The following is a 25,750-nucleotide window of genomic DNA, read 5'->3' as shown; positions in this document are numbered from 1 at the left end:
GTCACCCTTCTTTCACTCTTAGTCTAAGGCTGCAGTTTTGGTTTTCGCTACTTGTACGCCACTTAATAAATAATGATCAATAATATCGACGAAACACTTCGCTCCCACCAACATGGCCCGTTCATCAAAATCAAATTTAGGATGATGATGGGGGTAACTGATCCCTTTTTCTTTATTTCCTGAATGGACAAAAAAGAATGAGCCGGGTTTCTCCTGCAAGTAATAAGCGAAATCTTCGCCTCCCATACGCAGAGGAATCGATTCAACTTTCATGTCTTTACGATTCGTTTCAAATAACGTCTGAATAAGTGCCGTTTCTTTTTCGTGATTGAATAGGGCTGGATACCCACGTGTATAATTGACCTTGCACGTAGCATCATGAGCGAAACAGATGCTTTCTGTCATGGTTTTTATTTTTCCTTCGATCAAATCTCTTAATTCAGGATCAAAAGTCCTTACTGTTCCTTTGATCGAAGCCTTGTCTGCAATGACATTGTGCGCACCGTCTCCTGCCTTTAATGTGGAAACAGTTAAAACACCGGCTTTTTTAGGATCTTTGTTTCGACTGATAATGGACTGCAACTGATTGACTACGTATGAAGCGACGACGATCGAATCGACCGTAGCATTTGGATAGGCTGCGTGCCCGCCTTTACCTTGTATCGTAATATCGAAGAAATCAGCCGCGGCCATCGCATACCCTGAACAATAAGATACTGTTCCGTATTCGAGTGGCGATCTTAAATGCAACCCATAAACGGCATCCACGTCTTCCAGCACACCGGCTTCAACTATCGATTTTCCGCCACCGGGTAAAACTTCTTCTGCATGTTGAAAGATAAATTTAATCGATCCTACAAGTTCATCTTCATATGCTTTCATCACTTTAGCCACACTGAGTAAAGTCGCTGTATGCCCGTCGTGACCACAAGCGTGCATGATTCCCGGATTTTTTGATGTAAAGGGTAAACCGGTCTGTTCCTCTATGCGCAAAGCATCAAAGTCAGCCCGGAAAGCAATCGTTGGTCCCAATTTACTTCCTCTTAAATAGGCAACAATCCCTCCGCCCCCAACATTTTCTTCCACCTCTGTATAACCGAACGCTCTCAATTTATCTGCGATATATTCTCTGGTCTGCCATTCTTTAAATGATGGTTCCGGATGTTGATGTAAATGTCTGCGCCACTTTACCGTAGCGGGATAACATTTATTGAGTTCCTCTTCTAGTTGGTTAATTAACATATGACCCACTCCTAAATTAGATTATTCTAATGAAAATGAGAATATTTTAATAATTCGTGTCGTTTTTTAAAGTTTATACACTGCAAAACCTATTGTCAATGCTTTTATCTTTGTTTTTATCATTGTTTTCTAATCAAATTCTCTTTTATAACTCATTATAGTTGTCGGTTTCAGCAACGAAGCGCTTACACTAAAATGTGAATAAAATGTGGCAAACAGTTATTTGTTATCCCTAATGGTCCACCTTTAGTTTATTCAGTGTGATAAATTTCAGTTACACAAACACATAGTGTCAAAGCGTTGAACAACCCTTTTTATGTTTATGAGAGTTCACTTTTCAATATTTACTTTAACGCTATAAAATCATATAATTAATACTATAAAAATAACTTGCTAAACTTTTATCAGAAAAAGCTTGCAGTTAAGTAGAGGTGATAATATGAACGAAACAGTTGAAAATAATTATATCGACTTGAAACGACACGCGAAATCAATAGGTATGACACCTGAAGAATATGCTTTAAGTCTTCACGAAAAAAATCAGGCTTTGAAATCTGTACTGCTGAATAAAGGAGCAGAGTTCAAATCCTTTGTAACTGAATTTCACATAGTTCTAGATGGTTTAACGCAATATAAAGATGCGGATGCTATAAAAGGTACCTATGAACACTATGAATTGATTAAATGTGTGAACAATTTACTCTTAATGACAAGTCGTGATCCCAACTTACTCGCCCAGTTGTATCACCATTTCCCAAAAGGAATAGATGGTAAAATAAAAGAATTTAATAACCTGGCAACTTAAACACAAAGTCCTGTCCCAGTTTGTTGGGACAGGACTTTTTTAGTTATCAGAAGCATTGTACCAAAGTAAATGATAAAGGAAGTAGGATGATGACATGGCCGGATTTAATTTCAACGCTGTACTGCAGGGTGCGTTGGGTAACTATTCAGAAAAATCGCCAGACGAATTGACGCAAGAATATGGGGATTATCTATTTAAAGAGGAGAAAATCACAATGGGATATCAGATGATTCGCGATGCTCTTGTCTTTACTTCGTTACGCATACTATTTGTTGATAAACAAGGTGCTACGGGTAAAAAAGCATCATTCAAATCTATTTTTCTGGATTCCATCATCAATGTAGAAATGGAAACAGCCGGTACTGGTTTTGATGATAGCGAGTTGACGATCACGTATTTAGAAAATGCCTATCAGAAATCACACAATGAACGTTTGAAAGAACAGAAATTCGAATTCCCCAAGAAAACCGATACCACACCTCTTTACCGGACGCTTGGAAATATCAGCGTCAAAAACCGTGAGCGCATCAATCAGTAACTTACTTAATAAAAAAGGGATAACCGATGTGGTTATCCCTTTTTTGTCTATAACGAATCAGTAGTCTAACTACTAACAGCAAATGTTGTATCTATATATAACGATATTAAGAGGTAAGAAGCACAAGCTGGTAGAATAGTCCGGCACAAGCGACTAGAAAAAGAACCATCTCGCTTGTCTTCCCAGTTTTGTAATATATCAGCTTAAAACCAAATTGTATCCTCTTGTTATAAACTGGCTGAAGCCATGCCACGCCGGTTTTTGAAAAGGAGTCTTCAACTAAGTGAGCAATATAGCCGGCAGTAAACCAATAAGCCCATTCCAGAGGCTGCTGAAAAGACGACAAAATAAACTGAGCTGCTAGCAGGAAGAAGATAACGCCTACTATGGAGTGCAGTAGTCCTCTATGTCCGAAGACCATTCTCATCCCATCGCTGATGCCTCGTGTTCGGTTGCCGATAAAGGATTTCGGGTGGTCGATATCTGGCAAGAGCGAACCGATCCCCAGAGCAATGACGTTTCCGATAGTTAAAGAATCGGTTGAAACAAGTATCGGTAGCACTGTGGCATAAGTGACAACGACATGTGATTTGTAAAGCATATTTTTCTCCTTCTAGAAAACAGATAAACTAAATCTGATTTGAACATTATTTTTGGTCTATTATAGTCATTTTTATATCTCTGTTAAGTGATAAGCTGCTTAATTCTTCCTGCAGCATAAAAGCAATAAAGGAACGAGTTGGACCTCATTATCGGTGCAGAACGAGTCCCTAAAACGATATAGGACCCCCTTCATCTTAAGCAAGTTCTTAGAACACGTATCAAAAGGGCTATTGAAACCAGTTCAATTGAATACAATAGTCAGAACTAGCTGCAAATCAAGTTTTGAGACCAGTTCAGTGCAGGTTATTCGAAGAAAACAGTCACAAGGATAGTAAAGCAGCGAGTTAAACAAGCTTGAGCTACAGAACGAGTCCCGCGATCCGATATAATCAATCAGACGAGAAGGTTTTTTCACTATAAAATGCTGCGGAAAATCTCAAAGAGGCTGGAATAAGCGTTTCTTTTAATAAAGAAAAGCTTGTCCCACCCTCTTATCTGCTTTTATTATCAATCAATCAACTTATAGTATTTCAAACCTTCTACGATTCCACCATCCGTATTGGAGGCGGTGATGTAGTCGGCCGCTTCCTTTACGTCATCGGTCCCATTATCCATTACCACGCTGTAATCGGCACGTTCCAGCATCTCTATGTCATTCGGTCCATCTCCAAATGCGTATAGTGGCACATTTTCCATTTCTATGGATTTAAGTAAGGCATCAATGCCTGTTGCTTTGGAATGTCCTTTCGTGATCGTGTCCATGCTGTAAGGCGTATTCCGGTAAAAGGATAGCTCGGGGAGTGCATCGATCAATTCATGATCCAGGGAAGAATCTTTATTCAGCACGAGCATCATTAGGATCTCTTCTTTTTCGCCAAAAGCACTATCGATTTCAGGCGGATCTTCATGGATATAGTTATAGGCATATTTCAGCGTTTCACTATAGCGTGTAGCTCGTATCTTGTCCGTACTGTATAGAGAAAGCGGTAGTTTCTTTTCAGTCGTCATTTGTTTCAGGCGATTCACCAGTGACTTCGGAATTACATTTCGGTATACTTCCTCCCCTTCATATTGGATATATTGTCCATTGAGGCAGATGAACGAATCGATGACCGTATCATCCAGTACATGCTGGATTTCCAGTGGGCTTCTTCCAGTCGCTATGAAAGGTACTGCACCCTTTTCTTTCAATTGAACAAGGGCTTCTTTTACCTCTTCATCCACTTTTGACTTTTTATTTAACAATGTTCCATCCAAATCAAAAAACACTAATGCCGTTGGCTTCATTTGAATACTCCTTTTATAAATCATATTTACTTGATCAACTTATTTTTCTAGTAAAATCCCGTTCCCTACCTATTTCTGGACTCGACGGATATTAGTTGCGATCATTACGGCTTTCGGTTCTTTTTACCTGCACACAGATGGCATCAGGCTGCAGGAAACATTACAGGCTCAAACACCCAATCATACCTTTACAATAAAGGGCTACTCTTTTCAGTCCATTTCCATTATACCGTTTATTTGCATTGTTTTAAATCTTTTAAACGATACTTGACTTGAACAAAAAAAATAAGCCTTGCAATGTTGGATAACAATTGTCACACCAACGATTACAAGACTTATATTTTGAAGAGTATGGAGTTGAGGGGAGTCGAACCCCTGTCCAAGCACATCGACACTCAAGCGTCTACGTTCATAGCTTTACTATTTAAAGTTTCGCTAAACACCAGCCGTAAAACAGGCATCATGCGTTGCTAGTCTGATAATCTCTTCTCAGTCTTCCAGACGGAAAGAATAAGCGTACCCCACTGCATATAGGACCCGATACCGAGTACATGGGTGATACCGGTCGGATCACGCTATAAGAAGCTGTTGTTACGCAGCTAAAGCGTATGTGTTACTATTATTGTTTGCAGTTATATTTAACTGTGACGTTGATACGCAGTCTCGTCACCTGCGGAACGCAACCCGAGCTCAATCTATGCCTGTCGAATCCGTAACAACCCCGACATGATTAAATGAGTCTCATTTGACTCTATAAGCATTATAGCATATATCTGTGGAAAATGAAAGCCTGTTCGCTTTCTTATTGTAAGTAATCATCGCAGAAAAGACTTGTGTATTCTCGCTTTTATTACCATTTAAGCAATGCCCAACAATCATTCCAATGAACAAACTTTAATCAGTAATAGTTTAGCTAATACACACAAAAAGACACCCCTATTTAATTGAAATAGGGGTGTCTTTTATCGTATTTAAAACTCTTAATTAATTACTTCGCTGTTTGAATACCTAGAATATCTTCTTTGGCATGAATCAAATCGGTGATTTTTTGACAATTTGGTGCTTCAAAACCTAAGCGTTTTGATGCTTCGGCTACTGCGCCATTTAAAAAGTCTATTTCAGTCGGTCTTTTATTTGCCAAGTCCTGGTGCATAGAAGGATAATGAGCCCCTACTTTTTCAGCTAATGCTTTAAGATAGGTAACCGTTTCTTCAACGTCAAGTTTTATCCCGTCTTGCTTTTTGGCTACTGCAGCAAATTCTGTCACGATCGCTGACAACATTGAATCGATCGTCGAAGTTGCGAAAACTTTTTCGATAGTCGTATCTAGCAATGCACACAAGGCATTCATCGTACCATTAACACACGCTTTGCGCCATGTCGTATAATTGACGTTGTCACTATAGACTCCGTTTAAACCACTTCTTTTCAAAATATCGACTATTTGTAATGCCGCATCTTTTTCCTCAGGGACACTATTTTGTAATTCAACCGGTCCTTGTCCATCAAAGTGTGTAATTCCGGGAGCATCGATGCCAGCCGTCCATACTGTCGTACCCATGATGATATTCTTTTTAGGTACAAATTCTTCCAGTGTTTGTAAATGGCCTAAGCCGTTCAACAGACAAATGATTTTTGTGTTTTCTCCTATGATATGATGAATGCTTTTCATCATTGCTTTTAATCCCATTGATTTTGTGAAAACAAAAATGGCATCCATTTCTTCATTCAACTCATTAGGTTTACAAATTTTCATTGTTTGATTGTCTTCAATGCCATTAACCGTGATGTTTAACCCATTATCGGAGATGTTTTGGATATGCTGTTCCCAATTATCTAGTAATGTGACATCTTCGCCACTTTTTTGTAAATGGTAGCCAAATCCGCACCCTAGTGCACCTGATCCTGCGATTGCTATTTTCATAAATCTTATCCCCTTTTGTGATTAGTTTGTTGCTGGTAAAAATTCGAAAATCTCATGTTCGTAAATTTTCAGTACCTTGTTGAATAATATATCTACTAATATTGCTCCACCAAATGGAATGACGAAGTATGCCATGATAACCATCCAAAGTGCTGAACCCATATTTACGGCTTGGATCGGTCCAACCAAGCCAACGATTCCAAATCCTGCCGTTTGTGGTAAACCATGAATACTGAACAGATACGCACCGGTACCAGATAGAATAGCATTGACAATAATTGGCACTACGATTCTTGGATGTCTGACAAGGTTCGGCATCATCATTTTCATTGCTCCTAAGAGAATGGCTAATGTTGTTCCTTTTTGATTCACTCTTTTAGAGCCGATTACCAATACTGCTGTACAAGCTGTCACTCCAATAGCAGCAGCTCCTGCGCCTAAGCCTGATATCCCGATTGCTATGCCGATTGCTACTGTAGAAATCGGTGAAATAATAAGGATAGAGAAGGCAACAGCGATGAGGATGGCCATCAACAATGGTTGTAGCAGCGTGAAGGTATTAATGATATTTCCGATTGTTGTAGTTACTAGACTGACATACGGTAAAGTAAGAACACCAACTGTCCCTACACCAGCACCGACAATAATAGGAAGTAAAATCAAAGTTAGCGATCCTAATTTTCCTTCTAAAAAGCGAGTGACAAAGACGGCTAATCCAGCTATAAGCATAACGTTGACCAAGTCACCAATGCCTACTAGTGTAATACCCGCTTCTGTAACAGCGTATGCGCCTGATCCTAGAAATGTAGCAGCACCAATAATGACACTCTGCATAGGATTCAACTTGAATTGCATCCCAACCAATACCCCGATCAAAGCAGGTGTTAAGAACTGCATGGTGGAAACAACCATTGCTAAGGTTACAAAGATTGAAGCATAAGGAATTAAAGCTTTAAAAATTCCTCCTAAGATGGCATTAGCAATTAAACCAATGACGATCCCGCTAGCGGTACCCGCAAGTACCTTATTTGAATAATCTTTAAAAGTATATTGTTCATTATCTAACATGTTTTTTCCCCTTATACGAAGCCTGACAGCTTGTTATTTTATTTGCAAGCTCATTGTATCACAAAAATAAAATGTTTTCGGAAAATTTCATGAAAATCTACTAACAATGTTTTAATATGTGTCTAACCACTCTTATCAACCTTTTAGTGTCTATTTATACATTATAAGTATATAAAAAACTCTCACATCGCAGCTTTTCTCTTTTGGTGCACGAGAAAGCTTTATCGCAATGTAAGAGTTTAGACTTTTCACGTTAATTACTCAGCATCTTTAAAATGTGACACGTCATTATAACGTTCAAGATGGAATGAACCGTCTTGATATTTAGCAACAGATACGCTGACATTAAGTAATCCCCTATTATCTTCCAAATCAGGAATGAAATTTTGCAAAATATAGCGAATCGTTCCGCCATGAGCAACGAGTAATATTTTCTCGCCTGTATCACGGTGGCGATCGATCAACTTGAGCAAGCCTTTTTCAACACGTGACCAGAACATCATGAAATCTTCCGCATGTCCTTCGGGATCAATGGCGCGAAAGGCATCCATTCGTTCCGGAACATCTGTGTTTTTAAACATTTCTTGCTTCGTTTCATAGCCCAAATATTCCCTGACTTTGTCGTAAGCTTCGGAACCAAACATGCCTTCCATGGAACCAAAGAATACTTCTCTAAATTCCGGCATTTGAATCATATTCAATGTTTCTAATTGGCCGTTTTCTTCTAATATGATTCTGGCTGTTTCTTGAGTACGTGATAAATCGCTCGTGTAGACCGCATTGAATTTTGTGTCAGCCAGTCCACGTCCGCAGCGTCGTACATCGTCTTTCCCATTTTCCGTTAGCGGTGTATTGCTCCACCCTTGCATTCTGCCGTATGAATTAAAATACGTTTCTCCATGACGGACAAAATAAATAGTAACTCCCTTTTCAGCCATTTAATTCCTCTCCTTCATTCATCTGCTTCTTCTTTCATTCTAACAAAATCCGGGATGTTTAGCGATGAAATAGTCAATTTTTAAAAAGCGTTTCGTCTATTATAAATAGCATTTTGTTTTTTTTCAAGTTTAAAAGAATACCCTTGATTAAAGTCAGAAATACAGTTTCGATTGAACTCATTCGGTCGTTTGTATCGAGAGGTCTCTCTCTACTTACCGAAGGTGTACCTCATTCGACACTTTGAAACTGTTTATGTGGTTGAAACAACCGAATGAGGACATGTTTGGCAATTACAGAAATCTTTTCCCAGCCTAGTTACCGAACATGCCTGATATTCGGTAACTAGGCTGAAATTCACGCTCTCAAAGTGACGAACTAGGCTGACTTCGACATCTAGAGAACAAAATTCATTCTGTACTTACCGAATCCCTCTCAAACTTTACCGATATTCTTATTAAACCAAGGTTTTCTATCAACAAAAAAACTGGGACAGTAGTCCCAGTTTTTTCCCTATTGATAGTTGTCTTTGACAGATCGTCTTAGATCACGGTCCTGATCGCGACGTTTCAACGATTCACGTTTATCGTATTGTTTCTTCCCTTTGGCTAAACCAATGAGAACTTTGGCAAAACCGTTCTTGATATACACTTTCAAAGGGATCAACGTTACGCCACCTTGTTTCACTTCACCGGCAAGTTTATCGATCTGCTTTTTCTTCATAAGCAGTTTACGTATGCGTACTGGGTCATGATTAAACTGATTACCTTGCTCAAACGGAGCGATATGCACATTATATAAAAATATTTCACCATTACGAATACTCGCATAGCCATCTTTCAGATTGATCCGGCCGGCTCGAATCGATTTGATTTCGGTTCCCTGCAAGACGATGCCCGCTTCAACCGTATCAAGAATAGAATATTCGTACCGTGCTTTCCTATTTTGAGCAATCAGCTTGCCTTCTCCTTTTGGCATAAGGTTCCTCCCTTTTATTTATTGGGTTTTTTCGCTTTATGACGTCCCTTGTTATCTTTGTCATCTTTAGATTTCCCTTTTCTAAAACGTTTCTTCTTGTCACCTTTGTCTTTGTTGCGTGCTCTTCTCGCTATGTTATCTTTGATGCGTTTTTCTTTTGCTTCTTCGTCTTCGACTAATTCAAAGTCGATATCATAAGATTCTTTATCGGCTTTTGTTACGATGATTTCAATTGTTTTTCCGATTCTAAAGGTATTACCTGATCGCTGACCGACGAGCAAGAGCTCGCGCTCGTTAAATTCATAATAATCATCCTTCATGTTGGAAATGTGAACGAGTCCTTCAACAGAGTTTTCTAACTGAACGAACAAGCCAAAGCCTGTAACTGACGTGATTACGCCTTCGAATTTTTCACCAATTTTAGTAGACATATACTCGGCTTTTTTCATTTCATCCGTTTCACGTTCGGCACTTACTGCGCGACGTTCTGTAATCGAACTGCGTTCAGCAATTTCTGGTAAGAGAGCGTTCCAGCGGTCTTTCGCTTTCTGGCCTGTTCCTTCATCTTCATAATAATGAATGAGTCGATGCAGGATCAAGTCAGGGTAACGTCTGATCGGCGACGTAAAGTGAGAATAGTACTCTGCAGCCAAGCCATAGTGTCCAATCGGAACAACATCGTATTTCGCTTGTTGCATCGAACGAAGCAACAGCATGCTGATGACGCCGGCTTCCGGCTTACCGTCTACTTCATCTAATATATCTTGCAATTTTTTTGGAGTAATTGATTCTTTTAGACCGTTGACTTTAATGCCAAAGCTTGACACAAATTCTATGAAGCGCTGCATTTTTCCTTCATCGGGTTTATCATGTATACGATACAATATCGGTAAATCTTGTTTAGCGAAATGTTCAGATACTGTTTCGTTTGCAGACAGCATGAACGATTCAATGAGTCGTTCACCCACACCTGTTTCTCTGAGTATGATATCCACAGGGAAACCTGTAGGATCAACTTCAATTTTCGCTTCACGTGTATCAAAGTCTATCGATCCACGTGCTTCACGTTTTTCCAATAATATATTGTGCAGTGTTCGCATTTCTTCAAGCATCTCAAGGATCTCACTGTATTCCTGTTTAAGTTCCTGATCATCATCATCTAAAATCCCGTTGACCCCTTTATAGGTCATACGGTATTTGGAATTAATGACACTTGATGAAACGGTATAATCCACTATTTGACCGGCTTTGTCGATTTCCATTTCACAACTTAACGTTAGTCGGTCTACGTTCGGATTAAGCGAACAGATACCATTGGATAAGCGCTGAGGTATCATCGGAATGACACGGTCGGTCAAATACACACTCGTTCCGCGATTCAAGGCTTCGACATCCATTGCGCTGTTTTCCGTGACGTAATGGCTGACATCCGCAATATGGACTCCTAAATAGTAATTGCCATTATCCAGGCGTTTCACTTGTATCGCATCGTCTAAATCCTTCGCATCTGCACCATCGATGGTAATAATCATTTCGTCGCGCAAATCGGTACGTCCTTTGATATCTTCTTCATCTATCATATCTGGAACGGATTCTGCTTCATCTAGTACTTCTTTCGGAAATTCACTTGGAATATCATATTTATGGACCACGGTCAAGATTTCAATACCCGGTTCATCTTTGTGTCCGAGTGTTTTAGATACAATACCGCTTAAATGATTCATTTCACCATTGTGTGCAAAGTCTGTTATTTCAACTTGAACGATACTTCCTTCGACAGGACGGATCCCTTCAGTTTCAATTTGGACCATCAAATCAGGCATTTTCTGATTTTTAGGCTTCACGTAACCATAGAGGTTTTTCTCTTTTACTTCTTCATCATTATAAGCATGAAATTCACCAAAGATGTGTTCTGTACCGCGTTCAATGACTTCGATGATTCTACCTGCGGGGCCTTTATCTTTCCATGCCATGGCTTCTTGAGTCACTACAACTTTAACGGTATCTCCATTCAAGGCTGATAAGGTATCGTTTGGCGGAATAAAGATATCCTGCTCATATTCTTCGATCGTTACAAAGCCGAATCCACGGTCAGTGCCACTAAACCGGCCAGTCATGGATGCTGCGGCTGCTTTCAATCTGAACTGTCCATTTTGTAGAAGGACAACCTTATCTTCTCTTTCCAATTCTGCAATAGCTTTAACCACTTTTCTAAAGTCATCCGCTCCAGAAAGGTTCAAACCTTCACTGATTTCGTTAACTTCCATGGCTTTTTCATCTTGTTCTTTCATGTATTCAAGTATGTCTTTTTTTAAATTGCTTTCTTTTTCCTTACTCATTCTTTTCCTCCATTCCAGTCAAGTGAGGATAAGAATGTCAAGACATGCGTCTGCAATTCTTTTCCTACACTTCCTGTTGTTATAACGTGTTGTCCTTCTTCATACAATTGCGTTGACACTTCGGCCTGACTCAGTGCTTCTCTAAACAGCCGTGCAGTGTCCGGTTCGATGAGTTCATCTTTGCCACCTTGCGCAATAAATATTTTTTTATTCAGTGATGCGTACTCTGTTTCCATAGTAGCAACATGTTCAGTTAAATCTGTAAACATTTCTTTTAGCTGCACTTCCGCTTTAGTCATTAAATCGGCGAGCTTCTCTGGGCCATAGCCTTCTTCTCGCTTCACATTCTTATACCATGGCAAGAAACTATCAGGGACATTGGTGTCATATTTCGTTACTACCGGTGCAGAAAATGTTCCACCGCCGATAATAGACTCTTCATTTAAGAGTAAATGGGTCGCGACGACCCCACCCAAAGAGAGTCCAAAGACAGCAATTTCTTTGTATCCTTTGCTTTTAAGAAAAGTTACCGCTTCTTCGCCATCTTTCATCCAGTCTTCGATCTTGTAGTCGAATAAGTCGTCCAAATCTCCAGTGCCGTGTCCAGAAAAGACTGGAGCGTAAACGGTATAATCAGCTCGCTCTAATGCTCGTGCCAAACTTAAAACATCTTTTGGCGTGCTTGTAAAAGCATGGAACAAGATGACTGCACGTTTCCCACTTTCATATAATAGTGATTGATTACGCATTTATAAAAATCCTCCTTCAGTCTCTCCTCCATTTTACCTTAAATCGGGACGCTTTTATACCGAAACACCGTTCATATTTTATCTCGAAACAAAAAAGTACTCCTGGATTCTTCACTACAAAAGCTTTCGCCCGTGTGAGTTAAAGATCAACAAGAGTACTACCTAGTCATTTATAGTTTAGAATAATTGGCTTAAGGTTAAAGTCAAAACGAAAAAGAGTATCAAACTCACAATGGTCGTTTTAATAAGCACCGCTTCAAATCCACGTGCTTTTTGTTTTCCGAATAATTGGCTTGCGCCGCCCATAAACGCATTCGATGCACTTTGTGTTTTTGTTGGCTGCATAGCAATAACAATGATAATGAATACAGATAATCCAAGCATAATAGCAAGTAAAATATCGTACATAAAACGTAACCTCCTTCTACAGTTCTCCTACGGTATAATATAGCACAAGTACGAGATTATTTCCAGTTTTATTCGATAACTATTTTTCATCCTTGCTTAAAAACATGAGAATCAAGTGATTTAATATTTTAATGAATATGATGTCAGCTGTAAGTGAAATTCATATTTAAGAATTGGTGCCTACTGAGTAATAGTTTTTTATTGAGTGATACCTCGGGTAATATTTAGTGACCACTGAACGAGTCTAGCTATGAGAGTTGGACTTTATTAGTCTGAGAGCGTCCACTCAGAAGGCAACGAATACTGGCTGGTCACTTATAGCCCCTTATAGTGACCACCCGACAGGTCAGTGTTTAGCGAGCGGTCACTACAAGGGTGCTGTACTTCCTACTCCAGATCTCCCCTTATGTGAGCGGTCACTACCGAGGTCTAAAAGCGCTAGCTCGTGTAACACATAGGTCTGAGTAGTCACTAGTTGACCCCAATACTGCCAGCTCAAATACTTTCGGTCTTCGAGTGACCACTAAAAAGCACCGTACTGACTACCCAATATTAACAAGCACCGAGTCGGTACTTATAAGACCCTTGTTAACCCATTTAGCGCATCAAAAAAAGATTTCAATAATAGCTACACTTAGTTTCAGAAATACTTGCCTCTTTTTATCATTCAAGAACGTAGAAACTGACCTATATGGGTCAGTTTCATCATTTCAAAAACAAAAAAAGCTCTCATGCCAGATACATCTGGCATGAGAGCTCCTATTCAATTAAGAATTATTTGTTAGCTAAGTTATAGAAAGCTTGCATGCCTTCGTAAACCGCTGCGTCACCTTCTTGGTGTTCGATTCTTAGTGATTAATATACAAGCATTCGTCATTTTCACTGTAATACTTCACGCAGTTTAAATTTAATGGATGAGGCACCCGAATATATACCTATTAGTATAATAAATATTTCCAGACGTCCAAGAATCATCCCAAACATTTGTACTATAAGTGTTCCACCATCTGTATTAGGTCCGGTCAAACCAATAGACAGTCCTACCGTACCTAGTGAGGAGGCGAACTCAAATACGGATTGAGTGAGTGTTGCTCCAGATGTCCATGTTATTAATATTCCACCAGTAAATAAGATCATTAGATAGAGCGCAATGAATCCAACGGTATCTGAAATCAAATCCTGGTCAATTTTTCTATTACCTTGTGCAGAATAATAGTATGAACTATCGACTCTTCGGCGAGATGATAAGCGTTTATGAATATTAAATCCAAGGACACGGATCATGAGATACACTCTAGTTAACTTGATTCCGCCGGCTGTCGAACCTAATCCACCACCTATCACCATCAAAATTATCATCATTCCAATACTTGCTGCTGGCCATCCTTCATAACTTAATGTCGAAAAGCCGGTTGTTGATAGTGCGGATACGACATTAAAAATAGAGTGTCTAAAACCCTCACCTAGGCTAAGATATAATTCATAAGATAATGATAGTGTAATGAGCGGCACAAATATTAGGAGTAAGATTCCAAAAAATCGGAGTTCACTCACTTTAAAAATCTGACTGAATTTTCTTTTAGTCAGTAACAATAATACCGCGAAGTTTGTTGTCCCAATTATCATCAATAATATAGTGAAAGCTTCGATACTTACACTTTGGTAAGCTCCTATGCTAGTTGGTTGAGTTGAGAACCCCCCAGTAGAGAGCGCAGACATCGTGTGCAGCAAACTGTCTAATGCTGGCATACCAAGTATTATATACGTCCCGGTACCAACTATCAGAAAAAAACTATACATATTGAATATAACTTGTGCTGTTTTCTTAATATTTGGCATTAAACGATCTGGGTGACCTTCTGCATTATAAAGACTCATAGAATCTTTCCCTTGAATGATCATGATCATCATCATAATGAATCCGAGTCCTCCACAAAACTGCATAAAACTTCTATAAAAAAGAAATATTGGTGGAGTGACCGTAACATCCATAACAGATAACCCCGTGGTCGTCCAACCACTCACCGATTCATATAGTCCTTGTAAAAACATTAATTGTCCAGACAGTACAAATGGAATCGCCCCTAACACAAATCCATAAAACCAGGCAAATAACACGGTAAGACTGCCATCCTGTGAAGTATATTGAAATTTGACTTCATCATTATTCTTTCGGAATACGATACCAATAATCAGCCCTAAAATAATGGAAACACTTGATGGGATGACAAACGCACTAAAATACTGAATATCATTCGGATAAAAAGGTATCAATACGATCGGTACTGCTACTAATAAACCAATCAATATCATTAATTTACCGATATTATTGAGTTCTTTCAATTTATTTTCCATTTTATAAATCACCCGTCAATTGTCTAATCGCTTTATCCTGTTTGTCTGATGAAATCAAAATCAGTTCATCCCCAGCTTTTATCCGTGTATCTCCTCTAGGAACTAATCCTTCTCCATCCCGAATAATAGTACCTATAATGACCTCCTTAGGTAAGTCAATTTCCCATAACTTCTTACCAACTGCTTTGGCTTTTTCTGGAATAGGTACTTCAGTGATACTTATTTGACCCTTCGCAACAGGAATAACCGTTGTGATATCATCTAACAACGCTTGTTGCTCAATAATATTTGTAATTGCTTTGATTGCTGACACTACAGAATCAACACCCATTTCATAAAAGAAGTTTATTTTTTTGGGATCATCGATAAGTGTCACAGTCTTTTTAACTTTATATTTTTTCTTGCATAGTTCGCAAATGACCAGGTTTATGGCATCTTTTTGTGTTAAAGCAATAGCTATATCTACTGTATTTATCTTAGCTTCTTCCAGAATAAATGGTTTTGTCCCATCTCCAAATATCACATTCACTTTACTTACTTCGGCTAACTTTTGACAATCATCATAATTGTTGTTTATTACTGTTACCTGATACCCTTTTTTTATTAAAGATTGGCTCAAAGCTAACGTTTTATTAAATCCACCAATGAGTAGTATATGTTTTTTCATCTTTAATTCCCCTCACTATTTTTAACTTTTAAAAGCCGGTTTATCTCATTGACCGATAATATTGCCGGATAAATTAGATCGATATCAAAACCTTCATAAACACTCTTTCTGTCAGGATCATATAATCGAGATATAACTTTATCCTTTTTAAAAATAATTTTGGCTATTTGAGATATCATAATGTTGCTGTTGTCATTATCAGTCACAACAATCACCACATCTGCCTTTTCAATTTGAGCCTCTTTTAAAATATTTAAATCGGTCCCGTCTCCTGTCACAGTTAAGCCTCCAAAAGAGGGAGATAGTTTTCTAAATGACGATTTATCAGCGTCCACAACAATCACGTTCTCTTCTCGATCTGATAAGTCATTGGCTAAACTGGCACCCAGTCTACCTGAACCTATGATTAATGTATATTGTTCTTTTTTATTAAAAATCCCCATTATTTTTTCCTCCTATTTCAATTCTTCAACATTCTTTATCGGAAAATGTCGGTATTGTATTTCGGTTACTCATGTCACCATACCTATACAAATTGCATCTAGCTGGTTTATAGCTCGGTTCGAGAGCAATAGAAGCTCTATAATGGTTCATAGCAGCAACTTTATTACCTGAATTTTCTAACAGAATACCGAATAAATTATGTGGATGTGGAGCGTGTGGGTATTTTCCTATTGCTTGTCTTATCATTTTTTCACATAACTCATAATCACCTTGTTTATATAAACATTCTATTTCATCACTTAATTTTTCCAACTCTTTCCTATCAGTCAGCGTTATTAATTCATCCATTATTTAAACCACCTAACAAAGTTATTTACTTTATATACTAATCATAGTTATTTTTATGTTAGCGTGGTGTGAGCAAATAAGGACTGGTGTTAAAATGTTGTGAGCGAAAAAATAAGCCTGTGAGATTAAGACATATCGTCTAATCTCACAGGCTTATTTTTATGTTCAGTATAGTTATTATTCTTCAACCAAGCGATATCCAACGCCAATTTCCGTAATAATATATCTCGGCTGTGCAGGTTTTTCTTCTATTTTTCGTCGTAAACCAGCCATCATTGTTCTCAAGGCTTGTGTATCGTTCCCATACGAACTTCCCCATATTTCCTTAATGATGTAGTTTGATGTTAAAACTTTACCGATATTTCTGAAAAATAGTACCAGTAACTTGTATTCCATTGGTGTAACGTGTATTTCGTTCTCAGATAGAGTAACCAATCTTTTTTCGAAATCCACTTTCAGCTCACCAACTTGTGCTTCTTTTTGTAGCGTTTTAGACGTTGTTTTATAATAATGACGAAAAGCCACCCTAATCCTTGCTAGCAGCTCTGTAGCAGAAAATGGTTTGGTCAAATAATCATCAGCACCCAAATCAAGTGCATAAGCTTTTTCTTTGTCCTGATCTCTCGCAGAAACTACAATTATCGGTACTTCCGACCATTCCCTAACTCTTTTTATCACTTCTAATCCATCGAAATCCGGTAAACCTAGGTCTAATATGACTAAATCGATCTGCTCAGAAACAATCGTATTCAAAGCCGTCTGGGCATTTCCTACAGACAAATAATTAAAGTTTTCATTATGCAGTGTGTAACATAAAAAGTTTCTGATTTGTGGATCATCTTCGACCACTAATATCATTTCATTGAATGTACTCATCTGTCATCCTCCATTGGAAGAGTAAATATGAATTCTGCACCTGTATTGTCTTCTCTGTTTTGAGCTTTTATTTCTCCACCATGCGCGATCACTATTGTCTCACAAATGGACAAACCCAAGCCGATACGGTTTTTTGCATCTGCATGTTTACCGCTGGAAGTATAAAAAGGTTCAAAAATTTCATTTATATCTTTTACACCGATACCTGAGCCGTTGTCTATTACCTTCACTATCATTTTCTTATCTTCCGTATCATATTCCACAACAATTTCTATTACCTTCACATCTGGAGAATGTTCAATAGCATTTTCTAATAAGTTTATGAATACCTGCATAATTAACTTAGCATCCATAGGGATCAATACTATTTCATCCGGCATCGTTACTTCAATTTTTAAATCTTTTTTACGCTTTTTGATTTGACGAACGGACTGATCGATTATTTCTTCAACCGCTTCTTTTTCTTTAGTTAAAGCTAATTTACCATTTTGTAAACGAGTGAGACTCAATACATTTTCCACAAGCGAATGCAACCAGATCGAGTCATTATTGATTGCTTTAATCATATCAAATCTTGGGTCTATAGTATCAGTCATTCCTAAAAGCATTTCTGATGTGGCCGTTATTCCAGACAGTGGTGTGCGTAAATCATGTGAGATTCCGCGCAGTAAATTACCCCGATATCGCTCCTGAGTTGTTTCTTCGTGTGATTTCAGTCGCTGATAGGATAAATGAACTCTGTCCATTGCTAGTGCGGTATTTTCAATCATTGAATGTAGAATTCTTTTTTGTGTTTCATCTAATGCTTCTGCATTATCGATCGGTATACGAATGACCCCAAGAATGTTTTCCTGACCGTAGATCGGCCAGTCGTAAGATTCCTGGTTAACAACATGACCCATGCGTATTCCTTCGATATGGTGTTTTATATCATTAGAATCTTCTATTTTTATATGCACTTGTTTGTCATTATCCGACTGCTGAATATAAAAGTCTTCCGGATCACCGTTCTCATCAAAACATAAACAGCTTGCTTTACAATTCAGAGCATCACTAAGCATCTTTGTAGAAATACTTGCAATTTGATGAATATCTAGTGCATCCGTTAAGCGGCTGGTTAAATTATATAAAGCTTTCATTTCCGCTTCTTTCTCTTGCGCTTTTATTGTGTTCTTTTTAGCCTGCGTAGTTAGTGCACTCGTTATTAGAGCTGTTGTAGTCATGATTATAAAGGTAATAAAATAACTTGGATTATCTACAGTCAAGGTATAATAGGGACTCGTGAACAAATAGTTAAATAATAATGTCCCAGCAATACTCGCCATGATCCCAAACCCATATCCCTTTGTGAATCGTGATATTAGTATTACGGCAAGAAGATATACGATAACAATGTTCGTTTCGGGAAAACCGACTTGATCAAACAAATAGCTAATACCTGAAGCTGCGATCAAAAAAAGTGTAACGATAAATAAGGAAAACACTTTATCATAAAATCGCCATTTTTCCAGCATGTTTTAACCCCTTTTTATTATACTAAGTTCAGAAAAGGAAGCTTATACTCAAATGAGCTTCTCAAACAACTATTCTAATGAAAATGCCGATAAAAAGAAAGACAAATATCAAACATCGCTCTCCTGTTAATTCAAACTTGTCACAAAGTATAATAGTTTTTATGCCACGCCGCATATTAGCTCAGTTTGATAAATATATTCCTCATATTTTACAATCTAAATTTTATTGATATATGTAAAAAATAGCCACAATACTAAAAAGTATTGTGGCTATTTCTATAATACATGATACTTATTTTTACTTGTTAGCTAAGTTATAGAAAGCTTGCAAGCCTTCGTAAACTGCTGCGTCACCTAATTGGTGTTCGATTCTTAGTAATTGGTTATATTTAGCAATACGGTCTGTACGGCTTAATGAACCAGTTTTGATTTGTCCAGCATTTGTTGCAACAGCGATATCAGAGATTGTTGAATCTTCTGTTTCACCAGAACGGTGAGATACGACTGCTGTATAGCCAGCTTTTTTAGCCATTTCGATAGCGTTGAATGTTTCTGTCAATGTACCGATTTGGTTGACTTTGATCAAGATTGAATTACATACACCGTTTTTAATACCACGGTCTAAGATTTCAGTATTGGTAACGAATAGATCGTCCCCTACTAATTGAACTTTGTCGCCTAAACGTTCAGTTAACAGTTTGAATCCGTCCCAGTCGTTTTCGTCCATACCGTCTTCAATAGAGATGATTGGGTATTTGTTTACCAATTCTTCAAGGTAGTCTACTTGTTCTTTAGCGTTACGTTTTGCGCCTTTTTCGCCTTCGAATTTAGCATAGTTGTAAATGCCGTCTTCGTAGAATTCTGCAGCAGCACAGTCAAGTCCTAGATAAACATCTTTACCAGGTTCTAGACCAGCTTTTTTGATTGCTTCAAGAATTGTTTCGATACCGTCTTCAGTACTGTCGAAACGAGGAGCAAATCCACCTTCGTCACCGACTGATGTTTCTAATCCACGTGCTTTCAAGGTTGCTTTAAGTGAGTGGAAGATTTCAGCACCCCAACGTAGAGCTTCTTTGAATGTTGGTGCACCAACAGGTAAGATCATGAACTCTTGGAATGCAATAGGTGCATCTGAGTGTGATCCGCCATTAACGATGTTCATCATTGGTGTTGGTAATACTTTAGTGTTTGTTCCACCCAAATATCTGTAAAGTGGTAGGTCAAGGTAATCTGCAGCAGCGCGTGCAACAGCGATAGACACGCCTAGAATTGCGTTCGCACCTAATTTACCTTTGTTTGGTGTACCGTCTAATTCGATCAACGTTTGGTCGATACCCATTTGGTCACGAACGTCCATACCGATAACAGCGTCAGCGATTGTATCGTTAACGTTGTCGACAGCTTTAGTTACACCTTTACCTAGATAACGATCTTTGTCGCCGTCACGTAATTCTACTGCTTCGTGTTCACCAGTAGAAGCGCCTGAAGGGACCATACCGCGTCCAAAAGCACCTGATTCTGTGAAAACTTCGACTTCGATTGTTGGATTTCCGCGTGAATCTAAAACTTCGCGTGCAATTACATCTGTAATAAATGGCATTGATAATACTCTCCTTTGGGTTTTCTTATTCCCCGGTATTTTCCGGGAAACAAGTGACTTAGTTTTATTTTATTTGCTCTTTTTTCAAAGAACAATCTAAAATCAATATGATTAGTCTTTCTGGATCAAGCTTTCGCCTGTCATGTCTTCTGGTTTAGTTACTCCAAGTAAATCTAACATTGTTGGAGCTACATCAGCTAGTTTACCGTCGCTGCGTAAAGTGGCACCTTTTTTCGTCACGATAACAGGTACGGGCACAGTTGTGTGTGCTGTATGTGGTTTGCCTTCCGGCGTCAGTTCAGTATCTGCATTACCGTGATCGGCAAAGATTATCGCAGAACCGCCTTTTTCATGAATCAAGTCGACCAGACGGCCTAAGTTGTCATCTACTGCTTCAATCGCTTTAATGGTAGGTTCTAGCATACCTGAATGTCCAACCATGTCCGGGTTAGCGTAGTTTAAGATGATGGCATCGTGAACATCATTTTTGATATCTTCAAGCAAGGCATCCGTTACTTCATACGCACTCATCTCCGGTTTCAAGTCATATGTTTCAACTTTTGGTGATGGGATCAGGATACGTTTTTCTCCAGGAAATTCATCATTTGTTCCGCCATTCATGAAGAATGTCACGTGTGGGTATTTTTCTGTTTCAGCGATTCGCAATTGCGTCAAATCGTTGTCAGCCAATACTTGACCTAACACATTTTTCAAGAATATAGGTGGGAACATGACTTCAGCGTCCATTTGAGCAGTATACTGCGTAAACGTTACAAATTTTACGTTTGATGGTGTTTCGCCTCTGTCAAATTCGTCAAAATCAGGCTCAGTCAACGCACGAGATAATTCGATCGCACGGTCAGGTCGGAAGTTGAAGAATAGAACAGCATCGTTATCCTTAACTGTTCCAACAGGTTTGCCGTCTTTTTCAATCACGACTGGTGCAACGAACTCATCCATTTTTTCATCAGCGTAGCTGTCTTTCATTGCTTGAACAGGATCTGTTGCTTTGACACCTTCACCATGGAAAATAGCGTCATAGGCACGTTTCACACGTGGCCAGCGGTTATCTCTGTCCATTGCATAGAAACGACCTGATATCGTTGCAATTTCTCCAACGCCTAAATCTTTAACAATGTCCTGTAATTCTTCGATGAAGCGCACGCCTGAATCCGGTGCAACGTCACGACCATCTGTAAAGGCATGGATATAAACTCTGTCAACACCTTTATCTTTGGCAGCTTCGACTAAAGCTGTTAAATGACGTTGATGACTGTGAACCCCACCATCTGATACAAGACCAAATAAGTGTAAGGAAGAATCATGTTCATTCACGTGGTTGATTGCATTGTTTAAGGCTTCATTCGTAGCAAATTCGCCATCTTTGATTGCTTTGTCGATACGTGTGATGCTTTGGTACACGACGCGTCCAGCACCAATATTGGTGTGGCCAACTTCGGAGTTACCCATTTGGCCTTCTGGTAACCCAACGGCTAATCCAGAAGCTAACATCGTATTGTGTGGAAACTCGTTCCAGTAGCGATCGAAATTTGGTTTGTTTGCTTGTGCTACGGCATTACCGTATTCTTCTTCACGCCATCCGAATCCGTCTAAGATAATGATGGCTACAGGTGCTTTGCTCATTTATTCAGCCGCCTCCAATAATTGTAAGAAAGACTCAGCTTCTAAACTTGCTCCTCCAACTAACGCACCATCGACATCTGGTTGCGCCATTAATTCTTTAATGTTAGCTGGTTTAACTGAACCACCGTATTGCATACGGACAGCGTCAGCTGCGTCTTGTGAATACAAGCCAGCAATTGTTTGACGAATTACAGCAATAGTATCGTTAGCATCTTTTGAAGTCGCTGTTTTACCAGTTCCGATTGCCCAGATAGGTTCGTAAGCAACAACTGTATTTTTGACTTGTTCAGCTGATAAACCTGCTAAAGCTGCTTTCACTTGGTTAGCGACTAATTCATTGGTTTGACCTGCTTCTTTTTGTTCAAGTGTTTCTCCGACACAGATGATCGGTACCATACCGTTGTTAAAGACAGCATGTGCTTTTTTATTGACCATTTCGTCTGTTTCAAAGAATAGTTCACGACGTTCAGAATGTCCAATGATTACATAAGCTACGCCTATGTCTGCGAGTGCTTTCGGACTGTTTTCTCCTGTAAACGCACCTTCATCTTCATAGAAGCAATTTTGAGCTGCGATTTTCAAGTTTGAACCTGCAGTTAAATCGACTAAACTTTGAAGAAAAATACTAGGTGCACCAATAACAGCATCGACTTTATCAGTAGAAGGAATCTTGCCTTTTACTGACTCCATAAATGAAGCTGCTTCAACAGATGTTTTATTCATTTTCCAGTTCCCTGCAATAATAGGTTTACGCATTCTTTTATCCCTCTTTCATTTTTTGTTGCATTATTTTGTTCGTGATCAATTGATTGGGAATCTGAAGAGATATCATCTTTGATTCCCGATACAATTGGATTTTATTCATTTTCTTACTTGGCTTGCTTTTCTTATTGTCCGGCAATCCAAGTCTGATTCCCGGTGAAAAAAGATAAATTTAACCATTGCGCAGTATGCTCATTCAGGCTAAATTTCCTATTTTTCACAGGAATCAGAACGACTTGGCTTGCTTTTCTTAATTACTTGTCTGAGATTGCTGAGATTCCTGGTAATTCTTTGCCTTCAAGATATTCAAGTGAAGCTCCGCCACCAGTTGAAATATGACTAAAGTCATCTTCAAAACCTAATTCTTGTGCTGCTGTAGCTGAGTCTCCGCCGCCGATGATTGTTGTTGCATCATCTAAATTAGCTAAGATTTCACACACAGATGCTGTTCCTTTAGCAAAGTTTGACATTTCGAATACGCCCATTGGTCCGTTCCATACAACTGTTTTTGCGCCTTTTAATTCTTTTTCAAAAAGCTCAATTGTTTTAGGTCCAATGTCTAGTCCGATTTGTCCTTCAGGAATATTTTTGCCTACAACATCTGTAGGAGCATCGTTTGAAAATTCTGGAGCAACGACTGAATCAATCGGTAAAACAAGTTTGTCGCCGGCTTTTTCCATTAATTCTTTAGCTAATGAAACTTTGTCAGCTTCTAATAGAGAATTACCGATATCATTACCTAATGCTTTGTAGAATGTATAAGTCATTCCACCACCGATAAGTACTTTATCAGCTTTAGCAATCAAGTTTTCAATAACACCAATCTTGTCAGAAACTTTTGCGCCACCTAAGATAGCAACAAATGGACGTTTCGGCTCATCTACTGCATTACCAATGAAGTTGATTTCTTTTTCTACTAAGAAACCAGCTGCTGATTCCAAGTTAGAAGCAATCCCAACGTTAGAAGCATGTGCACGGTGAGCGGTTCCGAATGCATCGTTGACAAAGACATCACCTAAGCTTGCCCAGTATTTACCTAATTCAGGATCGTTTTTGCTTTCTTTTTTACCGTCAACATCTTCAAAACGTGTGTTTTCAAACATCAAGACTGCGCCGTCAGCTAAGTTGTTTACAGCGTTCTCTAGTTCTTCTCCGCGAGTTTCAGCAACGAATTTTACTTCTTTGCCTAACAATTCGCTTAAACGTTCCGAGATAGGTTTCATTGACAAACCAGCTTTATCTTCTTCACTAGCCACACGGCCTAAGTGAGAAAAGACAATTACTTTTCCGCCTTGATCTAAAACATATTCTATTGTTGGTAGTGCTGCTTGAATACGGTTATCATTAGAGATCTTACCGTCTTTCATTGGCACGTTAAAATCAGCACGAACTAATACTTTTTTGCCTTTAAGCTCTAAATCTTTTACAGTTTTCTTTGCCATTAGTCGAATCCATCCTTTCGAATATGAAAATTTTCTTGTCTAGTAATACTCAATTATTTTCACAAAAAAAGGGGGAAGCGCGATTCCCCATATTTGATTGAACAAGTTTGATTGTCTGCTTACGCATTCATCGTTCTGTTCGTTTAAATATTAGAGTAGTTGCTCCCCCGCTTTATTTTATTCCTGTTTGGTTAGGTGTTATAGAATATTCAGTGAGCTAGATATTATAAGCTAGAGAAATATTCTAAAGTACGTACCATGTTACCAGTGAAGCCATATTCATTGTCATACCAAGCTACAGTTTTAACTATTTGACCATTTTTTCCACCCATAATTTTAGTTTGAGTAGCGTCAAAGATAGATCCTGCAGGTACACCAATTACGTCTGATGAAACAATGTCATCTTCATTGTATAAGAATGCATCACTTGAGTATTTTTTCATTGCTGCATTTACTTGTTCTTCAGTTACTTCTTTATCTAAAGTAGAATATAATTCAACCATTGAACCAGTAATTGTTGGGATACGTACTGCAGTACCGTCAATTTTACCATCAACATTAGGAAGAACTAATCCTACTGCTTTAGCAGCACCAGTTGAAGCTGGGATTGCGTTTGCTGCGCCGGCACGGTTTTTACGTCCGCCTGGTGAATCTTGTAATGCTTGAGTAGCTGTATAAGCATGGATTGTGCTCATTAAAGCATGGTCAATACCATATTCATTGTCTAATACGTTAACCATTGGTGCTAAACAGTTAGTAGTACATGAAGCTGCAGAGATTATTTTATCATCAGCTTCGATAGTTTCATGGTTTACACCATAAACGATTGTTTTCAAGTCGCCTTTAGCAGGTGCAGAAATCAATACGCGTTTTGCTCCAGCATCAACGTGTGATTGTGAAGATTCTTTAGAAACGTAGAAACCAGTACATTCTAGTACGATATCGATTCCTAGGTCTCCCCATGGTAAGTTTTTAGCGTCTTTTTCTGCGAAAGATTTGATTTCTTTGCCACCGACGATAAGTGCATCTTCTTTAACTTCTACTTCATGTGGGAAACGACCTTGAGCTGTATCGTATTTTAGCAGATAAGCTAGATCTTCGTTACTTGTTAGATCGTTAACTGCGACTACTTCTAATTCTGTATCCATTTCCAAGATACGACGAAGAGCCAAACGACCAATACGTCCAAAACCATTAATTGCTACTTTTACTGACATAATA

General features: G+C 38.7%; 23 protein-coding genes and 1 other RNA gene. 2 read left to right on the top strand and 22 right to left on the bottom strand.

The features are described from left to right. Window positions 1–18: 18 nt before the first annotated feature. A complete protein-coding gene (locus ACO1PF_RS08555; RefSeq protein ID WP_423188638.1) occupies window positions 19–1,242 on the bottom strand; it encodes a M20 metallopeptidase family protein in 1,224 nt (407 codons plus the stop codon). A gap of 439 nt (window positions 1,243–1,681) precedes the next feature. Between ACO1PF_RS08555 and ACO1PF_RS08550 the strand changes: the two genes are divergently transcribed. Then, complete coding sequence (locus tag ACO1PF_RS08550) at window positions 1,682–2,047, top strand: hypothetical protein (RefSeq protein ID WP_423188637.1); 366 nt, start codon at window positions 1,682–1,684, stop codon at window positions 2,045–2,047. 94 nt (window positions 2,048–2,141) lie between these two features. Beyond that, entirely contained in the window at window positions 2,142–2,585 is a 444-nt protein-coding gene (locus ACO1PF_RS08545; protein WP_423188636.1) for a PH domain-containing protein, read from the top strand. A 106-nt stretch (window positions 2,586–2,691) separates the two neighbouring features. On the opposite strand, the gene ACO1PF_RS08540 is transcribed toward ACO1PF_RS08545, so the two are convergent. The 21 genes from ACO1PF_RS08540 to gap form a co-directional block, all read right to left on the bottom strand. Next, on the bottom strand, window positions 2,692–3,186 hold the full coding sequence (locus tag ACO1PF_RS08540; protein ID WP_423188635.1) for a metal-dependent hydrolase: 495 nt from the start codon (window positions 3,184–3,186) through the stop codon (window positions 2,692–2,694). Window positions 3,187–3,695: 509 nt separating this feature from the next. After that, window positions 3,696–4,475 (bottom strand): Cof-type HAD-IIB family hydrolase, encoded by a 780-nt coding sequence (locus ACO1PF_RS08535; RefSeq protein WP_423188634.1) that lies wholly within the window; start codon window positions 4,473–4,475, stop codon window positions 3,696–3,698. 349 nt (window positions 4,476–4,824) lie between these two features. After that, window positions 4,825–5,198, bottom strand: a transfer-messenger RNA (tmRNA) gene (ssrA, locus tag ACO1PF_RS08530). Window positions 5,199–5,463: 265 nt separating this feature from the next. Continuing rightward, the gene (locus ACO1PF_RS08525; protein WP_423188633.1) at window positions 5,464–6,399 is read right to left on the bottom strand and encodes a 2-dehydropantoate 2-reductase; all 936 of its coding nucleotides are present in this window, start codon (window positions 6,397–6,399) and stop codon (window positions 5,464–5,466) included. A gap of 21 nt (window positions 6,400–6,420) precedes the next feature. Then, window positions 6,421–7,467, bottom strand: a complete 1,047-nt coding sequence (locus tag ACO1PF_RS08520) for a PTS sugar transporter subunit IIC (protein WP_423188632.1) — start codon at window positions 7,465–7,467, stop codon at window positions 6,421–6,423. Window positions 7,468–7,724: 257 nt separating this feature from the next. After that, complete coding sequence (locus ACO1PF_RS08515; RefSeq protein ID WP_423188631.1) at window positions 7,725–8,405, bottom strand: histidine phosphatase family protein; 681 nt, start codon at window positions 8,403–8,405, stop codon at window positions 7,725–7,727. Window positions 8,406–8,916: 511 nt separating this feature from the next. Beyond that, window positions 8,917–9,381, bottom strand: a complete 465-nt coding sequence (gene smpB, locus ACO1PF_RS08510; protein ID WP_423188630.1) for an SsrA-binding protein SmpB — start codon at window positions 9,379–9,381, stop codon at window positions 8,917–8,919. Window positions 9,382–9,395: 14 nt separating this feature from the next. Next, window positions 9,396–11,720 (bottom strand): ribonuclease R, encoded by a 2,325-nt coding sequence (rnr, locus tag ACO1PF_RS08505; protein ID WP_423188629.1) that lies wholly within the window; start codon window positions 11,718–11,720, stop codon window positions 9,396–9,398. Continuing rightward, a complete protein-coding gene (locus tag ACO1PF_RS08500; RefSeq protein WP_423188628.1) occupies window positions 11,717–12,469 on the bottom strand; it encodes an alpha/beta hydrolase in 753 nt (250 codons plus the stop codon). The genes rnr and ACO1PF_RS08500 overlap by 4 nt, the downstream gene beginning before the upstream one ends. 177 nt (window positions 12,470–12,646) lie before the next feature. Then, window positions 12,647–12,877: a preprotein translocase subunit SecG gene (secG, locus tag ACO1PF_RS08495; protein ID WP_071848689.1), complete on the bottom strand. Its 231-nt coding sequence runs from the start codon at window positions 12,875–12,877 to the stop codon at window positions 12,647–12,649. Window positions 12,878–13,756: 879 nt separating this feature from the next. Next, the gene (locus tag ACO1PF_RS08490; protein ID WP_423188627.1) at window positions 13,757–15,232 is read right to left on the bottom strand and encodes a TrkH family potassium uptake protein; all 1,476 of its coding nucleotides are present in this window, start codon (window positions 15,230–15,232) and stop codon (window positions 13,757–13,759) included. 1 nt (window position 15,233) lies between these two features. After that, window positions 15,234–15,899, bottom strand: coding sequence for a potassium channel family protein (locus tag ACO1PF_RS08485; RefSeq protein WP_423188626.1), 666 nt, complete (start codon window positions 15,897–15,899; stop codon window positions 15,234–15,236). Between the two features lie 2 nt (window positions 15,900–15,901). Continuing rightward, window positions 15,902–16,342, bottom strand: coding sequence for a potassium channel family protein (locus tag ACO1PF_RS08480; RefSeq protein WP_423188625.1), 441 nt, complete (start codon window positions 16,340–16,342; stop codon window positions 15,902–15,904). A 25-nt stretch (window positions 16,343–16,367) separates the two neighbouring features. Further along, on the bottom strand, window positions 16,368–16,691 hold the full coding sequence (locus ACO1PF_RS08475) for a hypothetical protein (protein ID WP_423188624.1): 324 nt from the start codon (window positions 16,689–16,691) through the stop codon (window positions 16,368–16,370). A 177-nt stretch (window positions 16,692–16,868) separates the two neighbouring features. Next, complete coding sequence (locus tag ACO1PF_RS08470) at window positions 16,869–17,567, bottom strand: response regulator (RefSeq protein WP_423188623.1); 699 nt, start codon at window positions 17,565–17,567, stop codon at window positions 16,869–16,871. Then, window positions 17,564–19,081: a sensor histidine kinase gene (locus tag ACO1PF_RS08465; RefSeq protein ID WP_423188622.1), complete on the bottom strand. Its 1,518-nt coding sequence runs from the start codon at window positions 19,079–19,081 to the stop codon at window positions 17,564–17,566. Before ACO1PF_RS08465 ends, ACO1PF_RS08470 begins: the two co-directional genes overlap by 4 nt. 298 nt (window positions 19,082–19,379) lie before the next feature. Beyond that, window positions 19,380–20,681: a phosphopyruvate hydratase gene (eno, locus tag ACO1PF_RS08460; RefSeq protein WP_423188621.1), complete on the bottom strand. Its 1,302-nt coding sequence runs from the start codon at window positions 20,679–20,681 to the stop codon at window positions 19,380–19,382. 111 nt (window positions 20,682–20,792) lie between these two features. Further along, window positions 20,793–22,325 carry a 2,3-bisphosphoglycerate-independent phosphoglycerate mutase gene (gpmI, locus tag ACO1PF_RS08455; protein WP_423188620.1) on the bottom strand — a complete coding sequence of 511 codons (1,533 nt, stop codon included), beginning with the start codon at window positions 22,323–22,325 and terminating at the stop codon, window positions 20,793–20,795. Further along, window positions 22,326–23,081, bottom strand: coding sequence for a triose-phosphate isomerase (gene tpiA, locus ACO1PF_RS08450; protein ID WP_423188619.1), 756 nt, complete (start codon window positions 23,079–23,081; stop codon window positions 22,326–22,328). A 260-nt stretch (window positions 23,082–23,341) separates the two neighbouring features. Next, window positions 23,342–24,529: a phosphoglycerate kinase gene (locus tag ACO1PF_RS08445; RefSeq protein ID WP_423188618.1), complete on the bottom strand. Its 1,188-nt coding sequence runs from the start codon at window positions 24,527–24,529 to the stop codon at window positions 23,342–23,344. A 224-nt stretch (window positions 24,530–24,753) separates the two neighbouring features. Then, window positions 24,754–25,746 carry a type I glyceraldehyde-3-phosphate dehydrogenase gene (gene gap / locus ACO1PF_RS08440; protein WP_423188617.1) on the bottom strand — a complete coding sequence of 331 codons (993 nt, stop codon included), beginning with the start codon at window positions 25,744–25,746 and terminating at the stop codon, window positions 24,754–24,756. Window positions 25,747–25,750 lie beyond the last annotated feature (4 nt).

The sequence above is a fragment of the Alkalibacterium sp. f15 genome, from assembly GCF_049389645.1.
Lineage (GTDB): Bacteria > Bacillota > Bacilli > Lactobacillales > Carnobacteriaceae_A > Alkalibacterium.
The sequence above is the reverse complement of the archived record's forward strand: the minus strand, read 5'-3'. Positions and strand labels throughout refer to the sequence as shown.

What these genes read in the sequence shown, in the direction of transcription:
- ACO1PF_RS08555 (WP_423188638.1), bottom strand. Translation starts at nt 1,242, where the DNA reads ATGTTAATTAACCAACTAGAAGAGGAACTCAATAAATGTTATCCCGCT.
- ACO1PF_RS08550 (WP_423188637.1), top strand. Translation starts at nt 1,682, where the DNA reads ATGAACGAAACAGTTGAAAATAATTATATCGACTTGAAACGACACGCG.
- ACO1PF_RS08545 (WP_423188636.1), top strand. Translation starts at nt 2,142, where the DNA reads ATGGCCGGATTTAATTTCAACGCTGTACTGCAGGGTGCGTTGGGTAAC.
- ACO1PF_RS08540 (WP_423188635.1), bottom strand. Translation starts at nt 3,186, where the DNA reads ATGCTTTACAAATCACATGTCGTTGTCACTTATGCCACAGTGCTACCG.
- ACO1PF_RS08535 (WP_423188634.1), bottom strand. Translation starts at nt 4,475, where the DNA reads ATGAAGCCAACGGCATTAGTGTTTTTTGATTTGGATGGAACATTGTTA.
- ACO1PF_RS08525 (WP_423188633.1), bottom strand. Translation starts at nt 6,399, where the DNA reads ATGAAAATAGCAATCGCAGGATCAGGTGCACTAGGGTGCGGATTTGGC.
- ACO1PF_RS08520 (WP_423188632.1), bottom strand. Translation starts at nt 7,467, where the DNA reads ATGTTAGATAATGAACAATATACTTTTAAAGATTATTCAAATAAGGTA.
- ACO1PF_RS08515 (WP_423188631.1), bottom strand. Translation starts at nt 8,405, where the DNA reads ATGGCTGAAAAGGGAGTTACTATTTATTTTGTCCGTCATGGAGAAACG.
- smpB (WP_423188630.1), bottom strand. Translation starts at nt 9,381, where the DNA reads ATGCCAAAAGGAGAAGGCAAGCTGATTGCTCAAAATAGGAAAGCACGG.
- rnr (WP_423188629.1), bottom strand. Translation starts at nt 11,720, where the DNA reads ATGAGTAAGGAAAAAGAAAGCAATTTAAAAAAAGACATACTTGAATAC.
- ACO1PF_RS08500 (WP_423188628.1), bottom strand. Translation starts at nt 12,469, where the DNA reads ATGCGTAATCAATCACTATTATATGAAAGTGGGAAACGTGCAGTCATC.
- secG (WP_071848689.1), bottom strand. Translation starts at nt 12,877, where the DNA reads ATGTACGATATTTTACTTGCTATTATGCTTGGATTATCTGTATTCATT.
- ACO1PF_RS08490 (WP_423188627.1), bottom strand. Translation starts at nt 15,232, where the DNA reads ATGGAAAATAAATTGAAAGAACTCAATAATATCGGTAAATTAATGATA.
- ACO1PF_RS08485 (WP_423188626.1), bottom strand. Translation starts at nt 15,899, where the DNA reads ATGAAAAAACATATACTACTCATTGGTGGATTTAATAAAACGTTAGCT.
- ACO1PF_RS08480 (WP_423188625.1), bottom strand. Translation starts at nt 16,342, where the DNA reads ATGGGGATTTTTAATAAAAAAGAACAATATACATTAATCATAGGTTCA.
- ACO1PF_RS08475 (WP_423188624.1), bottom strand. Translation starts at nt 16,691, where the DNA reads ATGGATGAATTAATAACGCTGACTGATAGGAAAGAGTTGGAAAAATTA.
- ACO1PF_RS08470 (WP_423188623.1), bottom strand. Translation starts at nt 17,567, where the DNA reads ATGAGTACATTCAATGAAATGATATTAGTGGTCGAAGATGATCCACAA.
- ACO1PF_RS08465 (WP_423188622.1), bottom strand. Translation starts at nt 19,081, where the DNA reads ATGCTGGAAAAATGGCGATTTTATGATAAAGTGTTTTCCTTATTTATC.
- eno (WP_423188621.1), bottom strand. Translation starts at nt 20,681, where the DNA reads ATGCCATTTATTACAGATGTAATTGCACGCGAAGTTTTAGATTCACGC.
- gpmI (WP_423188620.1), bottom strand. Translation starts at nt 22,325, where the DNA reads ATGAGCAAAGCACCTGTAGCCATCATTATCTTAGACGGATTCGGATGG.
- tpiA (WP_423188619.1), bottom strand. Translation starts at nt 23,081, where the DNA reads ATGCGTAAACCTATTATTGCAGGGAACTGGAAAATGAATAAAACATCT.
- ACO1PF_RS08445 (WP_423188618.1), bottom strand. Translation starts at nt 24,529, where the DNA reads ATGGCAAAGAAAACTGTAAAAGATTTAGAGCTTAAAGGCAAAAAAGTA.
- gap (WP_423188617.1), bottom strand. Translation starts at nt 25,746, where the DNA reads ATGTCAGTAAAAGTAGCAATTAATGGTTTTGGACGTATTGGTCGTTTG.